We start from the raw sequence: 26,298 nt of genomic DNA, 5'->3' as shown, positions 1-26,298 counted from the left end.
TAAGCGAAAGTGAATCATTAAGTACGTCTGAGTCATTAAGCGAGAGCGAATCATTGAGTACATCTGAATCACTAAGCGAGAGCGAATCATTGAGTACATCTGAATCACTAAGCGAGAGCGAATCATTGAGTACATCTGAATCACTAAGCGAAAGTGAATCATTAAGTACGTCAGAATCGTTAAGCGAAAGCGAATCATTAAGTACATCTGAATCACTAAGCGAAAGTGAATCATTAAGTACGTCTGAGTCATTAAGCGAGAGCGAATCATTAAGTATATCTGAATCACTAAGCGAAAGTGAGTCGTTAAGTACGTCAGAATCGTTAAGCGAAAGCGAATCATTAAGTACATCCGAATCATTAAGCGAAAGTGAATCATTAAGTACATCTGAATCATTAAGTGAAAGTGAGTCATTGAGTACATCTGAATCACTAAGTGAAAGTGAGTCGTTAAGTACGTCAGAATCGTTAAGTACGTCTGAATCATTGAGCGAAAGTGAATCATTAAGTACGTCTGAATCACTAAGCGAAAGTGAATCATTAAGTACGTCTGAGTCATTAAGCGAGAGCGAATCATTAAGTACATCCGAATCATTAAGCGAAAGTGAATCATTAAGTACGTCTGAGTCATTAAGCGAGAGCGAATCAATGACTTCATTTGATCCAAATAATTCATTAGATTCTACAAACACATTAGAATCAGCAAATTATTCAGATTCTGAGAATGAAGTGAACCAAAATAAAAAAGATAAAGACAAAGATTCAGAGTTACCAAATACAGGTGATGATACAACGAAAAACGGATTGTTAGCGAGTGTTCTTGGACTAGGTGGTTTGTCACTACTGAGAAGACGTCGTAAAAAAGAAACTGATAATAATTAATAACATTTGATTTGAATATCAATACAAAATACAGCTGAGGATATTCTCCTTGGCTTATTTTGTTATAATAAGTTAATAAATATTTCTATAGTTATAGGAAGTGTAATATATGAGTCAAAAAATAAATGAAAAAGAAGAATTAGATCAAATAAATAGACAAATTGAAGAAGAATTAAATGAATATGATGCTGAAAAAGATCAACAAAAAGTAAAAAAAGAATTTCTGACACTTAAGTTTTTTGCTATGTTTATCATATTGTCGTTGATGATTTTAAGTATAGTAAAATTGTTCGTTTAATAAGTGAAATTGTGATTTTAACTTTAGTTATTGAGGTGTAATACATGACGATATATAACATGAACAATGGCATTGGATGGGCGAGTAGTGGTGTAGAGTATGCGCAACTATACAGAGCTCAAGCTTTAAGAGGAAGAGAAGAAACGTTAAAGTTCGTGTTTTTAGAATTTATAAAAACTGAAAATATACAAACTTTAACAAAAAATTTAGGGTTTAATGATGATGAAGTGGTATGGTTATACCAATTTTTCACAGATATAAAAATAGCACCTTCAAGTGTTAAATTAGATGAGATTATTCAATCACTCAATGACGACATCACTAAAACAGAAGATGAAGGAAAAATCAAAAAATATTTCTTTAATAAAAATAGTAATTATATCGTGTGTCATTTGAAAGACGAAGATAGTGATATTGTTGATAGAGTAGAATATGTATCAAGAGGGAAATTACTACGCAAAGATTATTATTCCTATGTACGTGTCTTTTCAGAGTATTACGCCCCTGAAGATAATATGGCTAAATTATATATGAGAGTTTTTTACAATGAAGATGGTTCTACAGCATATAATGAATATATAAATGGTGATGATAGTATGTTTGTCTTTAAAGATAGAATACTATATTCCAAACAAAATTTCATTGCATATTTCATGGAAAAAATTCAGTTGTCGCAGAAAGATATGATTTTATTAGATCGCTCAAAAGATATTGGTCAAGTTATGATAGAAAATAAACATCAAGCTAAATTAGGTGTAGTGATTCATGCAGAACATTATAATGCATCGATAACGAACGATGATTATATACTTTGGAATAGTCATTATGAATATGTATTCACTAATGCGCAGGAAATTGATTTCTTCATCACAGCAACAGAAATCCAAAATAAACTGCTGACAGAGCAATTTGAAAAATATAATCATATCAAGCCTAATATATATACAATTCCTGTAGGCAATTTAAAAACTTTAACACAACCTTCTTTAAACAGAAAGCCGTATTCTATTATTACTGCTTCAAGATTAGCAGCTGAAAAGCGTGTGGATTGGTTAGTTAAAGCTGTCGCAATTGCGAAACAACAAAGACCTGAAATAACATTTGATATATATGGAGAAGGTGCTCAAAAGCAGGCATTGCATAACCTTATTCGTGAAAATAACGCAGAAAGTTATATCACATTGCATGGCCATGTAAATTTAAACCAAGTATATAAGGGTTATGAATTGTTTCTATCAGGATCAACGAGTGAAGGTTTTGGATTAACATTGATGGAAGCGATTGGCTCAGGATTAGGACTTATTGGATTTGATGTTAATTATGGAAATCCGACTTTTATTGAGGACAAAGAAAATGGCTATCTCATACCTATTAAATTAAATGTAGAATCAGAGTCTGAAATAGTAGGGAAAATTGCTGAAGCTATAGCTCTATTTTTTGAAAATGAGACAAATGAGTTCCATGAGGCATCTTATAAAGTTGCTGAACAATTTACACAAGATACTGTAAAAATCCAATGGAATAATTTAATTGAAGAGGTGCTTTATGATTAATTTATTTGAAGCTTTCGATAAACAAACAATAGTCCTTTATAATTCATTTAAATTTTCTGGTATGAATAGACAAACAATCGTTATTGAAACAGATGGCTTTCTTCCTGAAGATGTTAAAACACCATATGAATTCTTTGCGGAAAATGAAAATTTGCCAGTTAAACCATTATTTTTTAACCAAGTTAAAACACCGAAATTTTGGTTGATTGAAGGCAATAATAACGATGCTGTAATTAAAGATACAGGAGATATTAAAGCGAGAATTATTTATAAAAAGAATTATAAACATAGAATCGTAGAACGTATTGAGTGGTTAAATAAACAAGGACATACGCAGTATATTGATTATTATAATAAATATGGATACAGTTATGCACAAGTAGTATTGGATCCTAATACCCATAAAAGAATATTAAAACGCTACTATAACGCTAAAGGTGAAGTGTTTATGGTTGAGAATTTCATCACAAATGATGTTATTTTGAATTGGCAAGGCAAAGAATACTTCTTCCATTCGAAAATACAATTTGTTAATTTCTATATTCAAGTTGCAGGGTTAGAATCTGAACAATTTTTAATCAACTCATTTTCAGTACCTGCCGCAGTGATGAACGGGTTAAGTGAGTCTAGCAATGATTATTTTTATTGGCAAGGTGATATTACGAGCGATATTATTCGTCATATGGAAAATATATTATCTAAAGAACGTAGATCATTCAGTATTATTGTGCCGAGCGATGAAGCCTACGAACAACTTAAATCATCTATTAGTGATAAATGGAAAAATAGAATATATAAATCTGGATATGTATATAAATTCCTGAAGTCTAATAATCATTCTAACCAAGTGCTAACACTAACAAATTCTGATCAAATACCGCATTTAGAACAAATTGTACAAGCACATCCACATTTAGATTTTCATATTGCAGCTATGACTGAAATGTCTAAGGTATTAATGAACTTGAATAAATATACCAATGTTAAATTATATCCAAATGCTAAAAAGACTGAATTTAAAGCACTTTATAAAAAATGCGATATTTATTTAGATATTAATAAAGGGAATGAAATATTAGATGCAGTTAGGGCAGCCTTTGACTACAAACTGTTAATTTTAGGTTATGATGCCACTGCACACAATAAGGTAGTAACAGCACCAAATCATTTATTCGATGTAGAGGATCCTGATTTACTAATCAATGCGCTAGATGAAGTTACACAACACAAAGACATATTCGATAATTACTTAGAATTACAATTAAAACAAGCCAACGCTATCGATAAAACAGTATTTATCGAATCAGTAAATTAAGCGTCTTTTCCTTATATTTTTAATTTACATAATCGATGATTATCAGAAGTTTCGGTTATATAAATAAAAAGGCTACAAGTTATTTAACTTGTAGCCCTTTTTCATAAACATAGTCTTTTCAAACGATTATTATAATATAATTAGCCACCAAACAAACGACCCCAAAAGCCTTTTTTAGGTTGTGTTTCTTCACTCTTATATTCTATATCACTATCATTTTGTTTAGATAAATCATCTTCTTTTTGTGACTCTTCACCTTGTATACTTTCATCATTTTTACTTTCAGGTATATCACTATATCGAATTTTTGCTTCTTTAGCTTTTTCTTGATATTGGTTCATATTTACAGAATCCATAGTATATGTTGTTTCTTGTTCATCAACGTTTTGTCTATCGTTAGTAGATGTATCAAAGGAATAATTAAGTTGTCTCTCTTCTTCTAATTGATTTTCTAGTTTTTGAATCTTTTTATTACTCTCTAATGCCAGAACTTGTTGATTCTCTAAAAGTCTATTAAGTGTATTTATTTGCTCTTTATCTCTATTTGATTGTTCTTTATATATATCTATCTGGTTATATAATTGTTTTATTGTCTCATCTTTCACCAGGTTATCATTATTAGGTTCTTCTTTTTTTTCACTTTCAAAATCATCATTCTTATTTTGATTTTTTCTTATTCGGTTTATTACTATAATTTCATCTTCACTGGATAAGTAATTTACGTTATCGATTTTTTGAAATTTCACATTTGCTTTTTTAGCATTATTATAAACAGTCATTTTTGTTACGTTTAATTCATCAGCAATTTCCTTCATACTCTTCATATAACGCCCTCCATATAGTTATATACATAACATTTGTACCATTATACAGCCATTATACTTGTTATTACAAGGTTATATAATTCGTTATACGCATAACTATATAGAACTATGTGTATAAGGTTTTAACCCAGTTATACAACACTTATATACCCTTTATACTTGCTATATAAGCGTTTATACGGTGTTATATGATATATCCATATAAAATCTTTATACAAAGATTTATCTTTCTTTGAAAGTGCATACACCCAAATGTATATAAACAATTTAACAAAACTTTTAAAAGTGTTAATATAAATATATAAAAGAAACCCAACTACGGGAATAGTCAGGTTTCTTCGGTAATAAAACAAGTAGTTTGTTTGTTTATATAGTTGTTATATTCTTATTATATATACTAAGAATTATTAGTGCAAGTCGAATACATATAAACTTACTTATAGCTTTTTTATTACCTCTTTTAGAAATTTAAATATGAAAGAGGTTTTTTGTATGTCCAACTTTAATATTAAAGAAATCCAAAAAGAGAAATTTTATCAATTACCTAAAGTTTTTTTTACGAATCCTAAATATACTAAATTATCTAATGATGCAAAAATAACTTGGTCAATACTAAGAGATCGTTTAGATTTATCTATAAGAAATAATTGGGTAGATGAAAATGGAGATATATTTTTTATTTATACCAATGAAAAGCTTAAGTCTATTTTAAATATTAGTAGTCCAAATAAGCTATCTAAAATAAAAAAAGAATTAACAGAAGCTAATTTATTTAATCAAATAAGAGTAGGTTTGAATAAACCTAATAAGTTATATATTAAAAAACCAGAAGTAACAGAAGCTGATGTATATTATATTTCACAACAAGAAAACGATATAGAACAGCATAATAACACGGACGTATCATTATCATACGTCCAGAAATATGATAATGATACGTCAAGAAATATTAATATGATACATCATGACATATCAAAAGAATACACTAATGATACTGACTTAAGTAATACTGATTATATAAAGACTGAGAATAATGATACGCATGATATGAATGATACATATATCAATCAAACAAACCATAATCATTCGAATCATACAAATCACCAACAATCCGAATTTAATAATGATGCACTTAAGTTTCAAGTACTCGAAGAACTACCGCAACAAATCAAAGACTATTTAAGTAAGTTTGAAATTAGAGAGATTCGTATTATTAAAAGTGTATTACTCAAAGGCAAAAAGTCATTTAATAATTCGCATGATACGTTTTACCGTTTAGAAGATGTTGAGTTTGAACTTGTGAGTGTATTAAAACGATTTAAAGCGATGCTGCTACAAAAGAATGAAGCCGTTGATGCGATGCAAGGCTATCTTATGCAGTCGATTAAAGCTGAATTAGAAGAGATACATGCCCTTCATATGCGTCGGCAAAATATGAATCAACATAATATTTTCAATCAATAAATTAACAACAAAGCATATTCAAGCACAAAGGAGTATTTAGCAATGGAACTATTAGTGGCCATTATCATTGGATTATTACTGGGGTTATACTTCCATAAAAGGAAAGCACCTATGACAGTTAACACTTGGTTTAAAGGACTATTTGTTATGCTTATTTTTGTCATTATAGCAAGTGGATTTTCACATATTGATGACATCAAACGAGGCGCAAAAGAAGGAGCTAAAGAAGGAGCTAAAGAAATAGATGTCTATGATATTGCCACAGAATCTAAGTAGAAATCATACATAGTTTGTGAAAAAGTATAGGCTTAAAATCCATTTTGAAAGAATTGAAACGATTATGGGGCGATTTGATGAACAACAAAGAAAAACATACGAAAGAAGATAAAAGAGAATTGGTTATTACATCTATACCAGAAATATTGAGTTTGATACTTAGGTTTCTAAAAAATTAGTAACGATTTTGATCTAAAAGTTGCTAGAGAAATTAAAGTGTACTTATCGGGCGTATATTTGCGTTTTAAGAGCTTGTGTAAGTGTTTAGGTATAAAACTATATGATTCACCCCTAAAACTTTAAAATGCCCCCTTAAAATTTAAAATAAAAGCATTTAATAAGTTGCGTGATGAAGTTTGCTAAAAAGATAATATATTGTGTTTTGGTTTTTGATAATGTCGTAACATATTATGTTGTACTATATTACGACATTATCAAGTAGCATTTTATTGTTAGGTTTAAATATTGAATCTGAGCTAACCAACATAGTGTTCGAATTTTATAAATAATGTGAGTAAAAAGTGACCTACATGTATTAAGAATTAATGCAGTAGGTCATTTTTTATTGGAAGTTTGTTAGTGGAGTCTGTAATGATGAAAAAAGAAGTTTAACACACATTTTATGAAAGAGAGTAAATCAAATTTTTAGAGCGTTGAAAATGAATTTATGTTGACTAAGACTTTAACCAAAGGAGTCGCGAAGGAGTCCCGGACAACAGGATAAGGGTGAACAATGCCATCACGATGGCACCCAGCATAGCTGGGGTTCGAAATGAATGTTTCATTTGTTATAAATGCTTTCATATCAGTACTTTTAGAAATCTTATATATTTATAAAACCTGACTTTAGCGTAATATTACATGGCATTTCGATGTAAAATCAATGATTCTTCTATTTCTTGCGCCACAAGGGATAGAAGAATGGGGAGTCTAAGGACTCCTCATAGACTCCCGAAAGGAGTCCTTAAATCATTGTTTATAATCAATGATTTTCTTATATAAGGTATTAGTAATTGCTTAGTTATTTATGATAGAGTATTTACTAACCAAATACTTAGTATAAAAATGTGATTCTTACTAAGTAATTACTAATTTTAGGAGTGGCGTGAATGGTGAGCAAGAATCATAAAAAAGCTAAAACAATTAATATTAATTTAACTGAAGAAGAGTATGAAAAAGTGAAAGTATTAGCAGAAGATAGAAACTTAAATCCAACAGCTTATACAAGGCTTGTGGCATTAGGAAATCGTATTAAGCCGACAGCTGTTTATCCAGTAGATGAACGAATTAATGAGCTTGAAAAAGAAAATGAAGCTCTTAAAATACAATTTAAAGTAGATCATAACAAAGATGAAGTGTTGAAAGAAGACTATGAAAATATAGAAGAGGAATATTCTGAAGTTGCCAAATACATGGATACGTTTAAACGTTTTTTACAGTATGTAAATGATGATGCTGAATATATTAATTTAAATGGATATAAAAGAGATGAGCAATTAAAAGAAGAGATTAAAGAGGCAATACAAAATTTATAAATAAAAACCTGAACTACACAGTATGACTAAGCGATATAATAAGTGATGTTGGTTAAGCATGGTTACAGTTAATAGGTTCTTGATATTAAGTATATTTGAGTTAGAGGTATGGATTTTGACTAAAAGTATATATTATACATGTATAACTTCCACATGTATAATGTATACAAACTTGGTTGTATAACAATCACGTATATTACAAGCCAGTTGGATAGATGGTGGCTAATCTCATTTAAATGGGGTAATGCTTATGATGGTTTTGACGAGCATTAGTTTAGCATTAATTAGCAATAACCAAAAAAATAACCATCTAGAAGATACTTTGACGAGTAACTAGAGGTTATTTTAATAATTTGAATTTGTTATAAGTCACTGTCTTTTTAACAGGATCATTAGGGCAACATGTTAGCGCATGTTGTCCTTTTCTATATATAAATATATGTGTATACATTATATTTGTATAACTTCCACATGTATAATGTATACACAGAAAGAAAAAGTAGAAATTGTATTATTTGAATCTAAGTAAATACAACTCATCTTTAATTATTTATTCTTATTCTTGTTTTTCTTTTCTAAAAGATTAAAAATAACTTCCACTATATAGTGAATTGCTAGCCCAAGAATTGCTGCTAAAATAACAAGTAAAAATAGATTAACTTTATTAGCCATATTAGTAACTCCATAGATTATTATGAGTAATACCACTACTATAACTTTTACTGCATTCTTTTTAGATTCCATAAATCTATTATCACTCTTTCAATTTTAATTATTATCGTTTTGCTAAATTCATATTGATATAATTTCGCACCACTGTCAAAAACTTCTTTATTATTATTTATTTAAATAACTACTATATTTCTATAAATCTTTATTTGTACCATTTATAGTATCCTGTTTCGTTTTTACATTTGGTGTATTTCGTAACGAAGATAAAAGCCCAAAACATTGATTTAACAGTTTTTTGGACTTTTATTTTGGTTTACATAATCAACTTATCGGAAGTGCATATGCTTCAAAAGCTACAGGTGGTATAATAGTGGAGTCGCCTTAACTTCCGGCGGTATATTCGGCGGAAGGAGGTGAGCATCTGTGGACTTTTTATTCGTAACGGTTATTGCACCTGTGATAACTGGATGTATTGTAGCTTGGTTTACCTATTGGTTAAACCAACGCAATAAATAGGCGACTATCCATATCACATAAAGAGCCCCAACCTACGGCAATAGGTTGGGGCTCGGTGTATATCTATGGACTTTCTATTCGTTATTTGTATTATAACATCATAGTGCAGAGGAATGCAAAAAACTATTTTAAAGTTTTTTACCTATATATTAGAACTATTAAAATGGTTTAAATCAATTAACCTAACTAAGAAAGAGTGATTAATTATGTTAAAAATATTAGGTAAATATTCACTTATTATTATATGTTTATACTTTTGTTATTTAACTGGAAAAGCGCTATGGCAAGTTTCTTTAAATTTAGCAACATACTTTAAAGAAAAATTTGGTGAGACATACATTATAGGTCCTATCAGTTTTTACATTGTTTGTATATGGTTTATATTATGTTTTTCAGCAATCATAGTAATATTATTTATTAATTCATACAATCCATTAGCAATAGAATTAGTAAAATTTACTTTAACATTTCTAATAGTATTTATTATATATATAGGTCCATTAATAATGCTAGGTATCATGATATTATTAAATGTACCTATCGAACAATTAACTATTGTTTTTGCTGTGATGAGTTTTATTGCTGTAACTTTTAAGAAAGGAAAACAATTAGTTTTAAAAATTTACAATAAGATTAATGATTTACTTTAACCATTCTTAAGGAAAGATTCGCTTTTAATAAATATAAAAGAAAAAAGGTTCTGTTGCAAAGTTGAATTTATAGTATAATTTTAACAAAAAGGAGTCTTCTGTATGAACTATTTCAGATATAAACAATTTAACAAGGATGTTATCACTGTAGCCGTTGGCTACTATCTAAGATATGCATTGAGTTATCGTGATATATCTGAAATATTAAGGAAACGTGGTGTAAACGTTCATCATTCAACGGTCTACCGTTGGGTTCAAGAATATGCCCCAATTTTGTATCAAATTTGGAAGAAAAAGCATAAAAAAGCTTATTACAAATGGCGTATTGATGAGACATACATCAAAATAAAAGGAAAATGGAGCTATTTATATCGTGCCATCGATGCAGAGGGACATACATTAGATATTTGATTGCGTAAGCAACGAGATAATCATTCAGCATATGCGTTTATCAAACGTCTCATTAAACAATTTGGTAAACCTCAAAAGGTAATTACAGAGCAAGCACCTTCAACGAAGGTAGCAATGGCTAAAGTAATTAAAGATTTTAAACTTAAACCTGACTGTCATTGTACATCGAAATATCTGAATAACCTCATTGAGCAAGATCACCGTCATATTAAAGTAAGAAAGACAAGGTATCAAAGTATCAATACAGCAAAGAATACTTTAAAAGGTATTGAATGTATTTACGCTCTATATAAAAAGAACCGCAGGTCTCTTCAAATCTACGGATTTTCGTCATGCCACGAAATTAGCATCATGCTAGCAAGTTAAGCGAACACTGACATGATAAATTAGTGGTTAGCTATATTTTTTACTTTGCAACAGAACCAGAAATAATATCTAAACTATTAAAAGAAATAGAACGTTTACTAGGTAGAGAACAATTTGTTGAGAGAGTGCGTGGTTTAGGGAAAGATAATGAACTAATGATGAATATTATGCGTAATATAGATAAAAGAGATAATCCTCAACATTATCCAGAAGAACAAGAGCAAAAGCATGAAAAGAAAAATAATAGAGGTATGAGTAGATAATAAAAGCCCTTATCTAAATAGATAAAGGCTTAAGTAAATACAATATTGTACTGGTGATACTAAACGACACATATATTATAACACGCATTTATGCCGAGAAAATCTATTTGTCGATGAGAGCCCTTAATTAGACTTAAAGCGTCAGCTATTAAATCGACCGATGGACAGCTTTAGGATTATTAAGGAGCGCAGCATCGTCGGCAAATAGAGGAATTGTAATAAAGCAATAATATTCTTATTAAAATGGTATCATGATGATACGATTTATGATGAAATGGTAGATAGTTAACATTAAAGTGATTATATTAATTTTAAAAATAGGTTGGGTGATTTTATTTTAAAAGAGTTTGCTTTAGCCATTATTTTTTTCTCTATTATCTTTTTACTTTTAACTTTATCAGATTCTATTTTTTTAGGAGATATGTATTATTTTAAAAATTTCATTTCAACTATGATAATAGTAATTTTTATTATGTGTGTGTTTGGTAAAAAATAACTGAATTTAAGAAAACTCTTTATTTTTTTGTTAATAGTATTATTTGTGAAGGTGATTTTATGTTATTAAAAAATAAGTTTTATTCAGGTATTATTATTTGTATTTTTATAATTTGTGCGATTATAGGATTGAATGAAAATATTATTGGAAATCCATTAGGGGAAAAAATATTTTATTTATTAGGGTTCATATTTTTTGTATTGTTAATTATTGGTACAACAATAAAAAGAAGGCATTGATGCCTTCTTTTTTTATGCTCCATTATGTATTTATTGATGGGTATTGCCAATTACATTTTTCATTTGTCCAAACTATTTGAGCAGCTAAACTATAAATATTACCTTTAACTCCTGCTTTGCCAGCAGCTTTTAAGAGTTTTAATGCTGTAGCTTTTTTGATTTGACCTGAACTAGCTTCTTCAAGAAAAGCACCTAGTACAGAAGTTGGTATTAAGTCAGCAAAGTTATTTTGCATTTCGCCATAAAAACATTGATTACTATTTTTATATCCTGCTTCAGTTTGGAATCCTTTTTGAGATTCTGGAGTTGTTTTGTTGTCTACGCTATCTTTTATTTCTTGAATTTCTTTTGGAACATATCCATAACGCTCTATACTTTTTTCTGTATTAACATCTGAAATATTTCCTTCTTCATCGTAAATAAACACATTATTTAGTATGTATGACAATTCTTTCGATGATTGTTCATCATCTAATTTGTTAAAATCTCCACCAACTTTTTTACCTATTTCGTTTGGTGTATTACTTTGATTAGAATCTGCATTTGCATTATTTTCAGGTAAAATAATACTTGTCATTAAAATTAATGAAAATAATATAATACTAATTTTAAATAAACCTTTTTTCAATTATATATCCTCATTTATAATAAATAGCGTAACATAATATTTTCAATAAGAAAGGGTACAAAATGAATAGAAAAATAAATAAAATTGTAAAATTCCTTATTTTTTATATAATTCTAGTTATTTCTTATATCACTGTTGAACATTTGTTTAATAGAGATGTTCATTTAGTAGAATTATTTGTTATCCCATTTATAATTACATTTTTTATATTTGCATTCGGTTCGTTTAGAGAAGATAAGTAAATAAGATATAAAGAGCAGTTGAAGATTTTAATCTTTCAACTGCTCTTTATATTCTTTAATGTTATATGGTTTTTTTATTTTTTTGTTAGGTTCTGTTGCAAAGTTGAATTTATAGTATAATTTTAACAAAAAGGAGTCTTCTGTATGAACTATTTCAGATATAAACAATTTAACAAGGATGTTATCACTGTAGCCGTTGGCTACTATCTAAGATATGCATTGAGTTATCGTGATATATCTGAAATATTAAGGGGACGTGGTGTAAACGTTCATCATTCAACGGTCTACCGTTGGGTTCAAGAATATGCCCCAATTTTATATCAAATTTGGAAGAAAAAGCATAAAAAAGCTTATTACAAATGGCGTATTGATGAGACGTACATCAAAATAAAAGGAAAATGGAGCTATTTATATCGTGCCATTGATGCAGAGGGACATACATTAGATATTTGGTTGCGTAAGCAACGAGATAATCATTCAGCATATGCGTTTATCAAACGTCTCATTAAACAATTTGGTAAACCTCAAAAGGTAGTTACAGATCAGGCACCTTCAACGAAGTTAGCAATGGCTAAAGTAATTAAAGCTTTTAAACTTAAACCTGACTATCATTGTACATCGAAATATCTGAATAACCTCATTGAGCAAGATCACCGTCATATTAAAGTAAGAAAGACAAGTTATCAAAGTATCAATACGGTAAAGAATACTTTAAAAGGTATTGAATGTATTTACGCTCTATATAAAAAGAACCGCAGGTCTCTTCAGATCTACGGATTTTCCCCATGCCACGAAATTAGCATCATGCTAGCAAGTTAAGCGAACACTGACATGATATATTAGTGGTTAGATATATTTTTTACTTTGCAACAGAACCGTTTATATACTGGTTATAATCTGTATATAGACTCCTTTACATATTTATTATTACGGTTTTAGAATTACTTTAATATTATTATCTTTTTTCTGATCGAAAATATCATACGCTTGGCTGGCATCTTCTAAAGGCAAGGTATGCGTTATAATTTCTGTTGGATCAAAAACTTCATTTTTAATCATTTCATATAATTTTGGCATTTGATGAATAACTGGGGCTTGGCCACTTTTTACTTGGACATCTCTATTAAAAATTAAATCTATTGGAAAATTATCTGCAGGGGTACCGTAAATACCAGTTAATTGAATCGTCCCGAATTTTCGTACTGATTCAGCTGCTGTAATAATTGGACTAATATTACCGCGTTGTGCTGAATTTGAACTAATCTCTAAATCATCTTGAACAATTTGTCCATCCATTCCAACACAATCTATAACGACATCTGCACCACCGCGTGTGCTTTCATGAAGTAATTTTCCTATATTATCTTCTTTAGAAAAATTATACACTTCAGCTCCGTTGAATTTTTTAGCATGATTTAATCTATGTTCTATATTGTCAATGGCGATAACACGTTCAGCGCCTTTTAATTTAGCAAATTTTTGAGCCATTAAACCGATTGGCCCACAACCGAGAACAATGACGGTATCTCCAGATTTTACGCCTGCATGTTCAACACTCCAATAAGCTGTTGGGACAACATCAGATAAAAATAATACTTGTTCGTCTTTCAAATCACTATCTGGAACTTTGAAAGAGGAGAAATCAGCAAATGGAACTCTTAAATACTCTGCTTGACCTCCCCAGTGGTTTCCGTGCATGCCACCAAAACCGAAAAGTCCACCATTATCCATTTTCCAACTAGCCGGTGATGGATTAGAATTATCACACTGAGATTCCATATCATTATTACAATAGAAACAATCGCCACAACCTATGTTAAAAGGTATAACTACTCTATCACCCTTTTTCAAGGTTTTAACGTCTTTTCCTACTTCTTCTACAATTCCCATTGGCTCATGTCCAATAACAAAACCAGGATCCATAAATAAATCACCTTGATGGTAAAGATGTAGATCAGAACCACATATACCTGAAGCTGTTATTTTTATAATTGCATCCGTTGATTCTTCTATTATTGGATCATGTACTTCACGCACTTCCATGTTTTTATGACCTTGATAAGTAACTGCTTTCATTTATACCACACTCCTTAAAAAACTGTACCCGTGATATTATAATGCAAACTCAGAAGAATAAATTGATATCTAATGCTCATTTTTATATAGTTAATATGAAATTTATATTATAGTTATCAAAGACAGTGTACTACTTTGTCAAAAAAAGGAGCTAAATATGATTAATATTATATCAGCGATCGGATCGCTCGGAACATTTATTATGGCCTTATTTTATTTTGTATCAGTATCAGTTCAACTTTACCAAATGAAAATAAGTTTTATTCCTGCATTAGGATTTAATCAGATTTTATTAATTAGAGATAAAGACCAAAGGTTAAATTTAAAAAATACCACTTCTAATGCGGAAGAACATGAAGATTATTTGAAGTTATATAATTTAGGAGGTGGAGCAGCAAAAAAAATCACCATTGAAGTTTTATTAGGTGAAGATAAAGTTATTCAAAAAAAATATGTTAATATGTTACCTAGTAAAGAAGGTTATATGCTACCTATAAATAAAAGAGTATTTGATGAATTAGACGATACTATAAAAAATAATGGTTACGAATCCAATATGAGTATTAAGTTATCCTATTATCATAATGTGAGTAGAAAAAAACAAGAAATATTTTTAAAAGGACATATAGACGAATTCAATAACTACGAAGATGAGTCCATTTATGAACTACAGTTTATTTAAGTAAGAAAATGAATAATTGTAAATTAAATAACTGTGAGCATTCACCAAAATTAACATGTAATTATCAACTATCTATTTAGGTGGGTAGTTTTATTTATAAGTAATATAATAGTCAAAAAATTCGTTTTGTGTATTTTTAAAGTACACCCTAATCATACAAATTAAGTTGTTGAAATTATAGCAACTAAAAAGTATGATTAGGGTGTATATTAATTATGGAGTGAAAATAAATGATTATAGGTTATGCGAGAGTATCTTCGATAGATCAAAATTTAGAAAGACAGTTGGAAAATTTAAAAACGTTTGGCGTAGAGAAAATCTTTACAGAGAAGCAATCAGGAAAATCAGTTGAAAATAGACCTGTATTTCAAGAAGCCCTTAATTTTGTAAGAATAGGAGATCGATTCGTTGTGGAGTCAATTGATCGTTTAGGACGTAATTATGATGAAATTATTGAAACTGTTAATTATTTGAAAGAAAAAGATGTTCAGTTAATGATTACGAGTTTACCTATGATGAATGAAGTCATTGGTAATCCATTACTGGATAAGTTTATGAAAGATTTAATCGTTCAAATTTTAGCCATGGTTTCAGAACAGGAGAGAAATGAAAGTAAACGTCGACAAGCTCAAGGGATTCAAGTTGCGAAAGACAAAGGGGTATATAAAGGGCGCCCTTTACTTTATTCACCGAACGCGAAAGATCCTCAGAAACGTGTTATCTATCACCGAGTTGTCGAAATGTTAGAAGAAGGGAAAGCAATTAGTAAGATTGCGAAAGAGGTTAATATTACAAGACAGACAGTTTATAGAATTAAACATGATAAGGGATTATCTTGATAAATGGGTTGTCAATGCAAATGAGAGGTCCTCACAGCGTCTCAAATCTCATAATATATTATTAAATTGAGATTTTAATAAAAACACAAGAAAAAAGAGCCGAATAGAGACTCTTTTTCTATGTAATAATTATTTTAAGACTACGTATATTTAGTAGCAAGTTTATTATTTTCAACTTTTCTTTTCAATTGATTAGCTTCTTTTGTAGCTAACCTCGAATAATATCTATTTGAGAAGAACATTTGGATAATTAAGAATGCAGCATTAATCGTCCAGTACAGTCCTAAAGCAGAAGCTGATGTAATGGAAATATAAATTATGAACATTGGAGAAATAATCGCCATCATATATCCCATAGAGCGTTGTTCTTTAGGCATATTTTCTAAATTTACTAATGGTTGTATGATATACAAAATACCTGCGATTATAGTAATCCAAATATCAGGATGTGTTAGATTAAACCAAAGAAAATCAGCATGTTCAGTTAAACCGCCGCTCGAAGGCCATTTTAAAGAAACGTATAATCCAAATAAAACCGGCATTTGTATAAGTAATGGCAAGCATCCTAGCATTGTCTTCATAGGATTCATATTATACTCTTTATATTTATTCATCATTTCTTGATTCGCAGCTATTTTTTCTTCTTGCGTATTCGCCTTTTTTATTTTCTCTTGTATTTTAGTTAATTCGGGTTTCACGATTTCCATTTTCTCACGCATCAAATGCCCATTTTTAGATTGAGCTAACATGAACGGTAACATGATAATTCTAACGATTAACACGATTGCAATGATTGCTAAACCATAGTTACCAGCAAATGTAGAACCTAACCAGTGTAAGAGATGATCCATTGGTGCTGCAAAAGTATTATAGAAAAAGCCGTTCTTATTTTCTGGATTTGAATAATCACAACCAGAAAGTGTTATAAGAGCTATTAATGCCAATGCTATTATATTTTTTCGATATATCAATTAACTTTCATCCTTTTTGTTATAAATTCTAAGTAGATTATTTTTTATAGAGTCAAAATCATCTAAAGCAATAAAATGTTCCTTCTCTAAGACTCTTGAGTATATAGTATCTAATGTATTTTCATAATTTGCTGGTAGTCTTTCCCCTAATGGTAATGTATCTAGCCATTCTTCAATAGCATCAAAAAATTCATCTTTTTGATACACAAAATTAGTAACTAAATATTCAAAGCATTGGCAGTACTTTTCCAAAAATTCAATGGCTTTATTATCAGATTTTTTAGCATAATATAGAGCAAATTGATAATAGCAATTAATACTTAAATGAGGATATAAATAATCTACATTAAAGGCTTTATTTACATGGTGAAGTTTAGACTCTAAAGATTCTATTGGTACAGAATATAAGTCATAGGTAAGCATTAAAGCAAAATCATGCATATATATCATCAAAGATTGGTACATATCTGTCTGAATTACATTTTTAGCTTTTGAAATATTGCCTTTTTGTAAATAAGCTAACGTTAGTGTTGCATTTTCACCAATTTTCAAATCAAAATCCGGTGTATTATTGATAACTGATGAATAATCTCCTTCAAACATATACATTAACGTTTGATATCCTTGTGCATGTCTTTTCAAATATATAGATTCTGAGTTGTCCTCTGTCATTTTAATTATTTCATGCGCTAATTTTGTAGTTTCTTTTACTTGTGTTTCATGCTCACAATATAAAATATTATTTGTTAAAATCCCTAATAGTGAGTTGAGGAACTTAAATTCATTGCAATGACTAATATAATAATCTCGTACAGTAGATATGTATTCCTCATAACTTGTTCTATTGATCATCTTAGATAATGATATAGATACTTTTTTAATTTCTTCATCTGTCATAGTAATACTATAATTAAGAAGATCATCCACTGAAATATTAAATACTCTTGCTAATTTAGGAAGCATTGTAATATCAGGATAAAGTGTTGCATTTTCCCACTTGGAAATGGTTGTTTTTGTTGTATTAAGGTATTCAGCTAGTGCTTCTTGAGTCATTCCACGACTTAAACGTTCTTGCTTAATTGTTTTAGATATTTGAATCATTAATAACACCTCTTATATTTAATGTTACTAGAAAATTTAAATAAGGTATATTTCTAATATAACAACTTATAGAAACTTTGTTTCTATATAAGAAACAATAGTATGCTAAAAAACCATCTCTTTTAAAAAGAGATGGTTTAAAAATTTTGTTTCAATAACGAATGTTATTGGTAAAAAGTGAAAGATATCTAAAGTCACTTTATTTATCAATATCTTTTTATTGCTATGATATTTCACTTAATCAGTCAGTAATTAAGTCAGTATTATTGAAACTTATTTCTCCCATTTTTTATTATGATATTCGCTAAAAGGCACCTTGTAATATTCCCATATTTCTTTTTTATTTATAAACTCACAGCATATTTCAATATATCTAGATACAATAAAATTTGTAAATGCAGATAACTCTATTTCATCACTTAATGCTTCGCCCTTTTCATCTGATTTTTGATTATAATTCTGAATTTGTGCATTTTTCCCCAATATATTCAAGGTCTCTTTCATATCATGTCCCCTAGAATGGACATCTTTAGATAGGTTTCTATAAATATGTTGATAGTAATATTCCATTTTAAAATATTCGGATAATTGTTGAATAGTACCTATTTTCTTACTACCCTTACTTTTTTCCATATACCATCTTGTTATTCCTTTAATATCATTCACTTTAATTTTTGAATTTTTAAAACTATCTATAAATACTTGCTCTAGATTAGTCAATTTGCTTTTTAAATTATCTATTTCTTGTTGACTTAAACCTCCGTCTTTTGCATTTGACACTACCACCTTAACTTTTTCATGTTCATTGTAGAAAAAGTATCTTTCTGCTCTTTTGTTTGATTCCTTATCTGTTTCCAATATATATTTCAGATAAAGTAATAATTCATATAATTTCCTAGATAGTGTTCTAGCACTACTTATAGTTACACAATTATTTATATCAATATAATTAAGATAGAAAGTATGTGTTATATCATAAATTGCTAAAAAGAGGTGATTTCTCTTTAATTTTTCTAAGTCATCATTATTGTTTAAATCTTTGATAATATAATTTTCTACTTCTTTAAACACTTTAATAACATCTTCATTTTCAAAAAATAAATCCTCCATTTAAAGTCACCCCTTTGTTTACATAATAGGCCGTTATCAGAACTACACAAACATTTTCTGTAAAAAGCCTTTCTTACGCTCTTTTAATAATTCTATTTTATGTGATTGTTTTCCAATCAAACTATCAAAACCACTTAAAAACCCACCTATTTTTTGTTCTTCCTCACCACACGGAATATTGAATATTAATTTTTTTAATTCTGATGATTTTATAAGAGGTTGTCCTGAACCGAAAGCTATACGTTTCAAATTATAATTATTTAACATGTTCAATGTAAAATTTAGATTTAAATCTGTTTCTAAAAAAATAGTGTTATCAGATATATTAGCTTTACCTGAAAAATTATATAACTTTCCAGCATAGTGACCAACTCTAGCAGTTAGTATAAAGTTACCATCATATTCGTAGTGACTACTTTTCCCTAGAACCCCTGTTGAACCTAAGTTTGAATATGCTGCACTTTCTTCATTAACAATCTTACTTTTCCCTGTATTAATGATAGCCACTTCTTCTAATTTTTTACTTTCCCATTTAGGATATTCTTCTCCATTATTGCCCTTAAATCGTAGTTCTTGAGAGAAAATTTTCTGCATATATCCCTTTTTCTCTTCTTCTAATTTTTCTAATTTTTGTTCTTCTAATTCGATTTGTCGGTCGAGTTTGCTAAAGAAAATACCTATTTTTTGTTGTTCTTCTATTGTGGGAATTCTCAAGTTTATATCTTTTAAGTATGAATAATAGAGATTAGATACGCTAGCTCCTTCTACTCTTTTAGCAAATTCATACTTCATTTGAGAATTAAAATAGGCTGTTATGAATACCGGATTTTGATCGGTGTTATATACAGAAATCATTTCTCCAATAGCAATTCCAGAAAAAGGCAAATATGAACATTTAGCAAAATCCATTGGGTCTTCTCCTACCCGCGGTATAAGTATCTCTCCTCCTTTACTAAACCGTAATTTGTTCCGATCTATATTAGTATAAGAATATATCTCTTTAACAGTCCCTTTATGTTTTGTATATAATTCACCATATCTCACACATGGAATTGTTGCATCGTCAGTTATTGACCACTTAGGAGCACTTCTACCATAATAAAAATCCCCTATGTCAGCAATTGTCGTTTTTTCCCACTCTTTATCAAATTGTAAGAACCTTAGTTCAGGTACGCTTTTCATTTCATTAGTCATGCTTTAACACTCCTAATTCTTTGAGATAATTATTAATTTCTTGTTCTACTTCGACGATTTCATCATCAATTTGATTTAAGTCTTTTTGAACTTGTTCTAAATCAATTGGTTCTTCTTCTTCAAATGTATCGACATATCTTGGAATATTAAGGTTATAATCATTTTCTGCAATTTCTTCTAAACTTGCCGCATAACTATATTTATCTAATGTTTCTCTATTTTTATAAGTTTCAACAATTTTTTCAACATCTTCTGTTGTTAAGTGATTTTGATTTTTACCTTTTTCAAATGATTGCGATGCATCAATGAATAATACATTGTCATCGTCTTCACGACATTTTTTAAAGACTAAAATGCTTGTTGGTATCGATGTTCCAAAGAATAAGTTTGATGGTAAACCAATGACCGCATCTAAATAATTTTTTTCTTTAATTAAGTACTGGCGAATGACACCTTCAGCTGCACCACGGAACAGGACGCCATGTGGTAAAACGACAGCCATTGTGCCATTATCATCTAAGTGATAAATCATGTGCTGAATGAATGCAAAATCTGCTTTTGATTTAGGCGCTAATTTACCATAATTACTAAAACGTGGGTCTTCTAAGAATTGTGGATCTGAGCTCCATTTCGCACTATAAGGTGGGTTGGCAACCACAGCTTCAAAACGTTCATCTGAAATGGCTGGATCTTCTATCGTGTCTCCATTTTCAATTTTAAAATTCGCGTAGTTCACATCATGTAACAACATGTTCATACGTGCTAAGTTATACGTTGTACTGTTGTATTCTTGACCATAATATTGACGCACATCGGCTTCACGACCAACACGAAGGAGTAATGATCCCGATCCACATGTAGGGTCATAAACACTTTTGAGGTCTTTTTTATTGGCTGTTACGATTTTAGCTAAAATCGTTGAAACTTGTTGGGGTGTGTAGAATTCTCCAGCTTTTTTACCTGAACTTGCTGCGAATTGACCAATTAAGTACTCGTAAGCATCACCTAACATATCGATTTCCATATCACTATGAACAAAAGGTAATATAGATATCTTCATCATTACTTTTGAAATCAATTTTGTACGTGCAGCATTAGAGTTGCCCAAACGTGAAGAATTAAGGTCTAAATCATCAAATAAGTGAATAAAGTCATCTTCACTATCATGACCCCGTGTAGAATTTTCTATGTTTTTAATCGCATTACTCAGGTCTTCCATTTCAAAAACTTGTTTCTCAATTTTTTTAACTAAGTGACTAAATAGATATTGTGGTTCAATCACATAACCGATACGTGAAATAAATTCTTGTTCTAAGACGGGTCTATAATCTTCATCTGCCATCGCCGTTTCATAATCTATATTGTCTTCAGCTAAGAGTATTTGTGCTTGTTCTTCAATTTTTTCACTTAAGAAACGATAAAAAATCATACCTAAGATATAGTTTTTAAACTCGTTGGCATCCATATTGCCCCGTAAGTCATCAGCGATAGACCATAGATTTTTTTGTAATTCAGCTTGTTGTTGGCGTTGTTTTTCCGTAATAGACATTTAATTGTCCTCCTTGAATAAAATGTTGGATAAGAATTGCTTTTTTAACCGACTTTGTCTTTGTTTTAATATGTTTAATTGTTTTTCTTTAATACCAATTTGCCCAATCAACTGTTGTCGTTCAATGGAAGGTAAGCTAATATAGAGTGATTTTAACTGTTGATGGGTTAGTTTTTTTATTGTTGAGCCACCTTGCATATATTGCTTATATTGTGATTGTACCTCTGGTGCTAGTTGAAACCAATAGACTAAAAAAGCAGGTTCCAATAAGTCTGAAGTAACTTCTATTTTTGTATAGTTATAAGGTAAAATTGAACCGTCGTGTCTTGCGCTCACTAAGGTACACTGACCTGTCATCATACTTATGACAATATCATCTTTACGTACAACGGTTGCTCTTGATGAATCTTTTAATCTGATGACTCTAGGTTGATATGTATCATCTATGGTTAACCCTAAATCTATATCTAACATATTTTGATCATATACCATATAACTATTCCCCAGGTCGCTCTCATCAACTTCTAAGCGCTGTATTAATGTGCCACTTTGATAATTAACATAATCTTTTAACATACCAAACCTCCTGTAGTTATGTTTTTCTACAAAACAAATATAGCATGACTTTAAAATAAAAACAAGTGTAGTTTTTTTAAACTACACTTGTTTTACCTTAAACACTATATTTTTTAACCATATCTTTGATAAATGATTTAACACGCTTTATTTTTTTAGTACGTATTAAAAGGCCGCCAGAAACGCCTTCTTCAATTAAGTTATTATTTAAATGACCACTAAATTCAAATTCCTTAACTAACGATTTCAATAATTCTAACGGATAATCTGTTTCTTCAGAAAATTGTTCCAGTTCTCCGACCTTCACTTTAGATTCATAATTATAATAAGCATCATCAATTGAATCACCTTCATTTAAGTTCGGTACGACTTTATCTAGGAATGTTCGAATTAAATCGGATTTCAATCTCAATTGGTCATCGTCAGCTTTATCAAGCACTTTACGAATCTCTTTAATGTCTTTTTCTTGTTGTTCTGTATTACTTAAATCAATTTGATTTAATAAATCTAAAATATACTGAACATTAATCAAATCATTGCGTAAAATCTCAATATTAAAATCAATATTGTCTAATATAGATTCTCCCTCTCCAATTTCTTTATCAGGTCGCATCACTTTATCATAGATATCTAAATATTTCCCTTTATAATCTTCATATGTTTGTTCATCAATCCCTAACGTTTCCTTATCAAATGCAAATTCATCAAACGTTTTTAACTTTTGCATATGCTTCGCTAACTCGCGATATGCGATTACAAAATCACGCTGATCTTCTTCTCTTTCTAATTGATCTACGGCTTGAGGTGTTTCAGCTAATTCAAATAGTTCAATCAGAGCCTGTTTGAATTTCGTTAAGTACGCTTGGAACGATAAGCTCAATACCGTATCTGTATTGTCTGTTTTAGAGAAAAGCTCAATAGCCTCATCCGTTTTTTCTTTTAAGTTTCTATAAGCAACAATATTTCCATAGGGTTTCGTTGGCTCTTCCACACGATTGGTACGTGAGTACGCTTGAATAAGCGTATGATGCTGTAAATTACGATCAACATATAACGTATTCAATTTTTTACTATCAAAGCCTGTTAAGAACATATCGACAACGATAAGAATATCTAATTTTTGATCCGGTAATCCTTTTTTGACACGGTTTGATACATCATTGAAGTAACCATCAAACGTATCCGTTGAGAAATTTTTATCAAAGGTCTCATTATACGTTTGAATGATATCTTCTAATATATCTCTTCTCGTTTGTTCATCCATCGTATCTTCTACGGCTTCATTATCCTGATAACTGAATATTGTCGTGACATTAAAATTATGTACACCTTGTTTCTTCAATTTTTGGAAAACACGATAATATTGAATTGCCATTGGAATACTTTGAACGGTCAACATACCTGTGTACATTTGATCACGTGTTTTTTTATTATGATTCGCAATAATATGTTCTGCTACTTTTTGAACACGTTCGTCTGCCATCCATATTTCAGCTTCATTAATTTTATTAACATAACCGTCTTCGGTGATTTTTTCACTACGGTCAAACGTATTCATATATTCAACAGAAAAACCTAGCACGTTACCATCTCTAATCGCATCTTTGATTAGATAATGGTGTAGACATTCTCTAAAAATATCCGCAGTCGCGCGTCCATCTTGACTCGCATTCTCTTCAAATCTAGGTGTTCCCGTAAAACCAAAGTATTGGGCGTTTCCGAAATGTTGTCTGATGATGCGGTGCATTGAACCAAATTGCGTTCGATGACATTCGTCAATAATGAAAACGACTTTATCTTCTTTATAACGTTCCATTGCTGGATGTCCTGATTTAATCGCATTATCCATTTTTTGAATCGTCGTAACAATTAGTTTCCGTGTAGGATCATCCATTTGTTTGAGTAACTTTTTAGTATTGAATGTCCTATCAACAGAATCTGACTCAAACTTATTAAATTCCCCTAAAGTTTGACCATCTAAGTCTTTACGATCGACTAAGAATATCACTTTCTTAATATCTGGTTCTTGCGCTAATATTTGACTCGCTTTAAACGATGTGAGGGTTTTACCACTCCCTGTCGTATGCCAAATATAACCATTGTTATTTGTTTCTATAGCACGATTTAACAAAGCCTCTACAGCATAGACTTGATACGGTCTCAAGGCCATTAATATTTTATCTGTTTCATTAATAATCATATAACGGCTAATCATTTTAGCAATATGGCAAGGTTCTAAAAAGGATTCAATAAAATCTTTAAGCACATTAATGCGCTCATTTTTTTCATCGCTCCAATAAAACATATGACTTTTCATGATTTTTTGATCGCTATTCGCATAGTAGCGTGTTTCCATTTTATTACTCACAACAAACATTTGTATGAATCTAAATAGACCTGTATAGTTTTGACGGCGATAACGTTCAATCTGATTAAAAGCTTCTGTAATCGCAACGCCACTACGTTTAAGTTCAATTTGAACCAAAGGTAATCCATTAATTAAAACAGTTACATCATAACGACTTTTGTGTGTATCATTTACACTCACTTGATTTGTGACTTGAAATGTATTTTGACACCACTTTTTTATATTCATTAAGCTAAGATAAACTTTTGTTTCATCGTCACGTTCTAGTACATATTTATCTCTTAATATTTGAGCACTTTCAAATACACTTTTATCACTTATATCAATCATGATACGTTTGAATTCACTATCTGATATAGGCGTACCCTCTAATTTATCTGCATTTCGTTCATTTAAAATGCGTCTAAAATTCTCTATCAATTGTGTTTCGTTGCGCAATGATACACGCTCATACCCCAAATCTTGTAGCTGTTTAACTACATTTTCTTCTAAACCATATTCACTTTGGTATCCCAAATTAATCGCTCCACCCTATTAATTTTAAGTATAATTAAATATTAACATATCAGAAAGCTTATATAAGGTGAGTAATTATTTTGTAACACATAATTTCAGAAATATTTTTAATGACTTTAAGTATAAAAAATAATTCTATTCAAATTTTTAATTAATATTAGTAAGCTAAAAAATAAAATTAAAAAGTGTATACTCTTATTAATTTTCATTGTATAATATTTTGTAAAATAACACATCACACAATGAAAAGAGGTAGCGAATGAAAAGGGATAGAAAGCAAAGATTTTCAATTAGAAAATTTTCAATGGGGACAGGTTCAATATTATTAGGTTTCACAATTCTCACGGCAATAACTACTCATGAAGCAAAAGCTAGTGAATTAATAAGTAGTCAAAGTACAGAAAAAGATGATGTAGAAGATGAATCAACTAATTCTCAAGAAGACTCATCAGAAACTACAACATCTCAGAAAAAGGATGAAGAAATACAAAAAGGTAATGTAGAAGACGCGTCAACTAATTCTCAAGAAGACCTGTCAGAAACTACAGCATCTCAGAAAAAGGATAAGGAAATACAGAAAGGTAATGTAGAAGACGCGTCAACCAATTCTCAAGAAGACCTGTCAGAAACTACAGCATCTCAGAAAAAGGATGAGGAAATACAGAAAGGTAATGTAGAAGACGCGTC

The 26,298-nt window shown here is 30.0% G+C and carries 25 protein-coding genes and 1 pseudogene; 15 read left to right on the top strand and 11 right to left on the bottom strand.

Features of this window, described 5'->3' with window-relative positions; all coding sequences use genetic code 11:
* From MHZ36_RS13650 to gtfB, 4 genes are all read left to right on the top strand, one after another.
* Window positions 1–881: LPXTG cell wall anchor domain-containing protein (locus MHZ36_RS13650; RefSeq protein WP_239232245.1), on the top strand; the 881-nt coding region annotated here is incomplete at its 5' end.
* A gap of 109 nt (window positions 882–990) precedes the next feature.
* Entirely contained in the window at window positions 991–1,179 is a 189-nt protein-coding gene (locus MHZ36_RS13645; protein ID WP_099265879.1) for a hypothetical protein, read from the top strand.
* A gap of 44 nt (window positions 1,180–1,223) precedes the next feature.
* Window positions 1,224–2,732 carry an accessory Sec system glycosyltransferase GtfA gene (gene gtfA, locus MHZ36_RS13640; RefSeq protein WP_119486272.1) on the top strand — a complete coding sequence of 503 codons (1,509 nt, stop codon included), beginning with the start codon at window positions 1,224–1,226 and terminating at the stop codon, window positions 2,730–2,732.
* Entirely contained in the window at window positions 2,725–4,047 is a 1,323-nt protein-coding gene (gene gtfB / locus MHZ36_RS13635; protein ID WP_239232244.1) for an accessory Sec system glycosylation chaperone GtfB, read from the top strand. Before gtfA ends, gtfB begins: the two co-directional genes overlap by 8 nt.
* 140 nt (window positions 4,048–4,187) lie before the next feature.
* Here gtfB and MHZ36_RS13630 read toward each other — a convergent pair whose 3' ends face one another.
* Window positions 4,188–4,871, bottom strand: a complete 684-nt coding sequence (locus MHZ36_RS13630; protein WP_239232243.1) for a DUF536 domain-containing protein — start codon at window positions 4,869–4,871, stop codon at window positions 4,188–4,190.
* Window positions 4,872–5,363: 492 nt separating this feature from the next.
* Between MHZ36_RS13630 and MHZ36_RS13625 the strand changes: the two genes are divergently transcribed.
* The 3 genes from MHZ36_RS13625 to MHZ36_RS13615 all read left to right on the top strand — a co-directional run bounded on the left by MHZ36_RS13625 (window position 5,364) and on the right by MHZ36_RS13615 (window position 8,146).
* Window positions 5,364–6,335, top strand: a complete 972-nt coding sequence (locus MHZ36_RS13625; protein ID WP_239232242.1) for a replication initiator protein A — start codon at window positions 5,364–5,366, stop codon at window positions 6,333–6,335.
* A 42-nt stretch (window positions 6,336–6,377) separates the two neighbouring features.
* Window positions 6,378–6,611 carry a hypothetical protein gene (locus MHZ36_RS13620; RefSeq protein ID WP_239232241.1) on the top strand — a complete coding sequence of 78 codons (234 nt, stop codon included), beginning with the start codon at window positions 6,378–6,380 and terminating at the stop codon, window positions 6,609–6,611.
* Between the two features lie 1,109 nt (window positions 6,612–7,720).
* Entirely contained in the window at window positions 7,721–8,146 is a 426-nt protein-coding gene (locus MHZ36_RS13615) for a plasmid mobilization protein (protein WP_239232240.1), read from the top strand.
* 546 nt (window positions 8,147–8,692) lie between these two features.
* Here MHZ36_RS13615 and MHZ36_RS14350 read toward each other — a convergent pair.
* Window positions 8,693–8,818: a hypothetical protein gene (locus MHZ36_RS14350; protein ID WP_275432217.1), complete on the bottom strand. Its 126-nt coding sequence runs from the start codon at window positions 8,816–8,818 to the stop codon at window positions 8,693–8,695.
* Between the two features lie 423 nt (window positions 8,819–9,241).
* Here MHZ36_RS14350 and MHZ36_RS13605 point away from each other — a divergent pair, with 423 nt between their 5' ends.
* From MHZ36_RS13605 to MHZ36_RS13590, 4 genes and pseudogenes are all read left to right on the top strand, one after another.
* Window positions 9,242–9,334: a type I toxin-antitoxin system Fst family toxin gene (locus MHZ36_RS13605; protein ID WP_107513893.1), complete on the top strand. Its 93-nt coding sequence runs from the start codon at window positions 9,242–9,244 to the stop codon at window positions 9,332–9,334.
* Between the two features lie 206 nt (window positions 9,335–9,540).
* Window positions 9,541–9,984: a hypothetical protein gene (locus MHZ36_RS13600; RefSeq protein ID WP_107553952.1), complete on the top strand. Its 444-nt coding sequence runs from the start codon at window positions 9,541–9,543 to the stop codon at window positions 9,982–9,984.
* A gap of 102 nt (window positions 9,985–10,086) precedes the next feature.
* Window positions 10,087–10,761, top strand: a pseudogene (locus MHZ36_RS13595) (IS6 family transposase).
* Window positions 10,762–10,784: 23 nt separating this feature from the next.
* The gene (locus tag MHZ36_RS13590) at window positions 10,785–11,024 is read left to right on the top strand and encodes a hypothetical protein (RefSeq protein ID WP_239232239.1); all 240 of its coding nucleotides are present in this window, start codon (window positions 10,785–10,787) and stop codon (window positions 11,022–11,024) included.
* A 757-nt stretch (window positions 11,025–11,781) separates the two neighbouring features.
* Here the strand turns inward: MHZ36_RS13590 and MHZ36_RS13585 are convergent.
* Window positions 11,782–12,387: a hypothetical protein gene (locus tag MHZ36_RS13585; protein ID WP_232166028.1), complete on the bottom strand. Its 606-nt coding sequence runs from the start codon at window positions 12,385–12,387 to the stop codon at window positions 11,782–11,784.
* A gap of 386 nt (window positions 12,388–12,773) precedes the next feature.
* Between MHZ36_RS13585 and MHZ36_RS13580 the strand changes: the two genes are divergently transcribed.
* Complete coding sequence (locus MHZ36_RS13580; protein ID WP_239232238.1) at window positions 12,774–13,448, top strand: IS6 family transposase; 675 nt, start codon at window positions 12,774–12,776, stop codon at window positions 13,446–13,448.
* A 108-nt stretch (window positions 13,449–13,556) separates the two neighbouring features.
* On the opposite strand, the gene MHZ36_RS13575 is transcribed toward MHZ36_RS13580, so the two are convergent.
* Entirely contained in the window at window positions 13,557–14,705 is a 1,149-nt protein-coding gene (locus MHZ36_RS13575; protein WP_239232237.1) for a zinc-dependent alcohol dehydrogenase, read from the bottom strand.
* Window positions 14,706–14,862: 157 nt separating this feature from the next.
* On the opposite strand from MHZ36_RS13575, the gene MHZ36_RS13570 reads away from it, so the two are divergent.
* On the top strand, window positions 14,863–15,387 hold the full coding sequence (locus tag MHZ36_RS13570) for a hypothetical protein (protein WP_071331837.1): 525 nt from the start codon (window positions 14,863–14,865) through the stop codon (window positions 15,385–15,387).
* 230 nt (window positions 15,388–15,617) lie between these two features.
* On the top strand, window positions 15,618–16,226 hold the full coding sequence (locus tag MHZ36_RS13565) for a recombinase family protein (RefSeq protein WP_040030499.1): 609 nt from the start codon (window positions 15,618–15,620) through the stop codon (window positions 16,224–16,226).
* 140 nt (window positions 16,227–16,366) lie between these two features.
* On the opposite strand, the gene yidC is transcribed toward MHZ36_RS13565, so the two are convergent.
* From yidC to MHZ36_RS13530, 7 genes are all read right to left on the bottom strand, one after another.
* Window positions 16,367–17,194 (bottom strand): membrane protein insertase YidC, encoded by an 828-nt coding sequence (yidC, locus tag MHZ36_RS13560; RefSeq protein ID WP_239232246.1) that lies wholly within the window; start codon window positions 17,192–17,194, stop codon window positions 16,367–16,369.
* A gap of 3 nt (window positions 17,195–17,197) precedes the next feature.
* Window positions 17,198–18,298: a helix-turn-helix domain-containing protein gene (locus MHZ36_RS13555; RefSeq protein WP_239232236.1), complete on the bottom strand. Its 1,101-nt coding sequence runs from the start codon at window positions 18,296–18,298 to the stop codon at window positions 17,198–17,200.
* A 273-nt stretch (window positions 18,299–18,571) separates the two neighbouring features.
* Window positions 18,572–19,408 carry a DUF5677 domain-containing protein gene (locus MHZ36_RS13550; RefSeq protein WP_239232235.1) on the bottom strand — a complete coding sequence of 279 codons (837 nt, stop codon included), beginning with the start codon at window positions 19,406–19,408 and terminating at the stop codon, window positions 18,572–18,574.
* Window positions 19,409–19,450: 42 nt separating this feature from the next.
* Entirely contained in the window at window positions 19,451–20,590 is a 1,140-nt protein-coding gene (locus tag MHZ36_RS13545) for a restriction endonuclease subunit S (RefSeq protein WP_481867136.1), read from the bottom strand.
* Between the two features lie 4 nt (window positions 20,591–20,594).
* Window positions 20,595–22,151: a type I restriction-modification system subunit M gene (locus MHZ36_RS13540; protein ID WP_239232233.1), complete on the bottom strand. Its 1,557-nt coding sequence runs from the start codon at window positions 22,149–22,151 to the stop codon at window positions 20,595–20,597.
* Window positions 22,152–22,727: a restriction endonuclease subunit S gene (locus MHZ36_RS13535; RefSeq protein WP_239232232.1), complete on the bottom strand. Its 576-nt coding sequence runs from the start codon at window positions 22,725–22,727 to the stop codon at window positions 22,152–22,154.
* A 97-nt stretch (window positions 22,728–22,824) separates the two neighbouring features.
* On the bottom strand, window positions 22,825–25,611 hold the full coding sequence (locus tag MHZ36_RS13530) for a type I restriction endonuclease subunit R (protein WP_239232231.1): 2,787 nt from the start codon (window positions 25,609–25,611) through the stop codon (window positions 22,825–22,827).
* 259 nt (window positions 25,612–25,870) lie between these two features.
* Between MHZ36_RS13530 and MHZ36_RS13525 the strand changes: the two genes are divergently transcribed.
* The coding region (locus MHZ36_RS13525) for a YSIRK-type signal peptide-containing protein (protein ID WP_239232230.1) at window positions 25,871–26,298 on the top strand (428 nt) is incomplete at its 3' end.

The organism is Staphylococcus sp. ACRSN, from assembly GCF_022346615.1.
Classification (GTDB): Bacteria; Bacillota; Bacilli; order Staphylococcales; family Staphylococcaceae; genus Staphylococcus.
The sequence above is the reverse complement of the archived record's forward strand: the minus strand, read 5'-3'. Positions and strand labels throughout refer to the sequence as shown.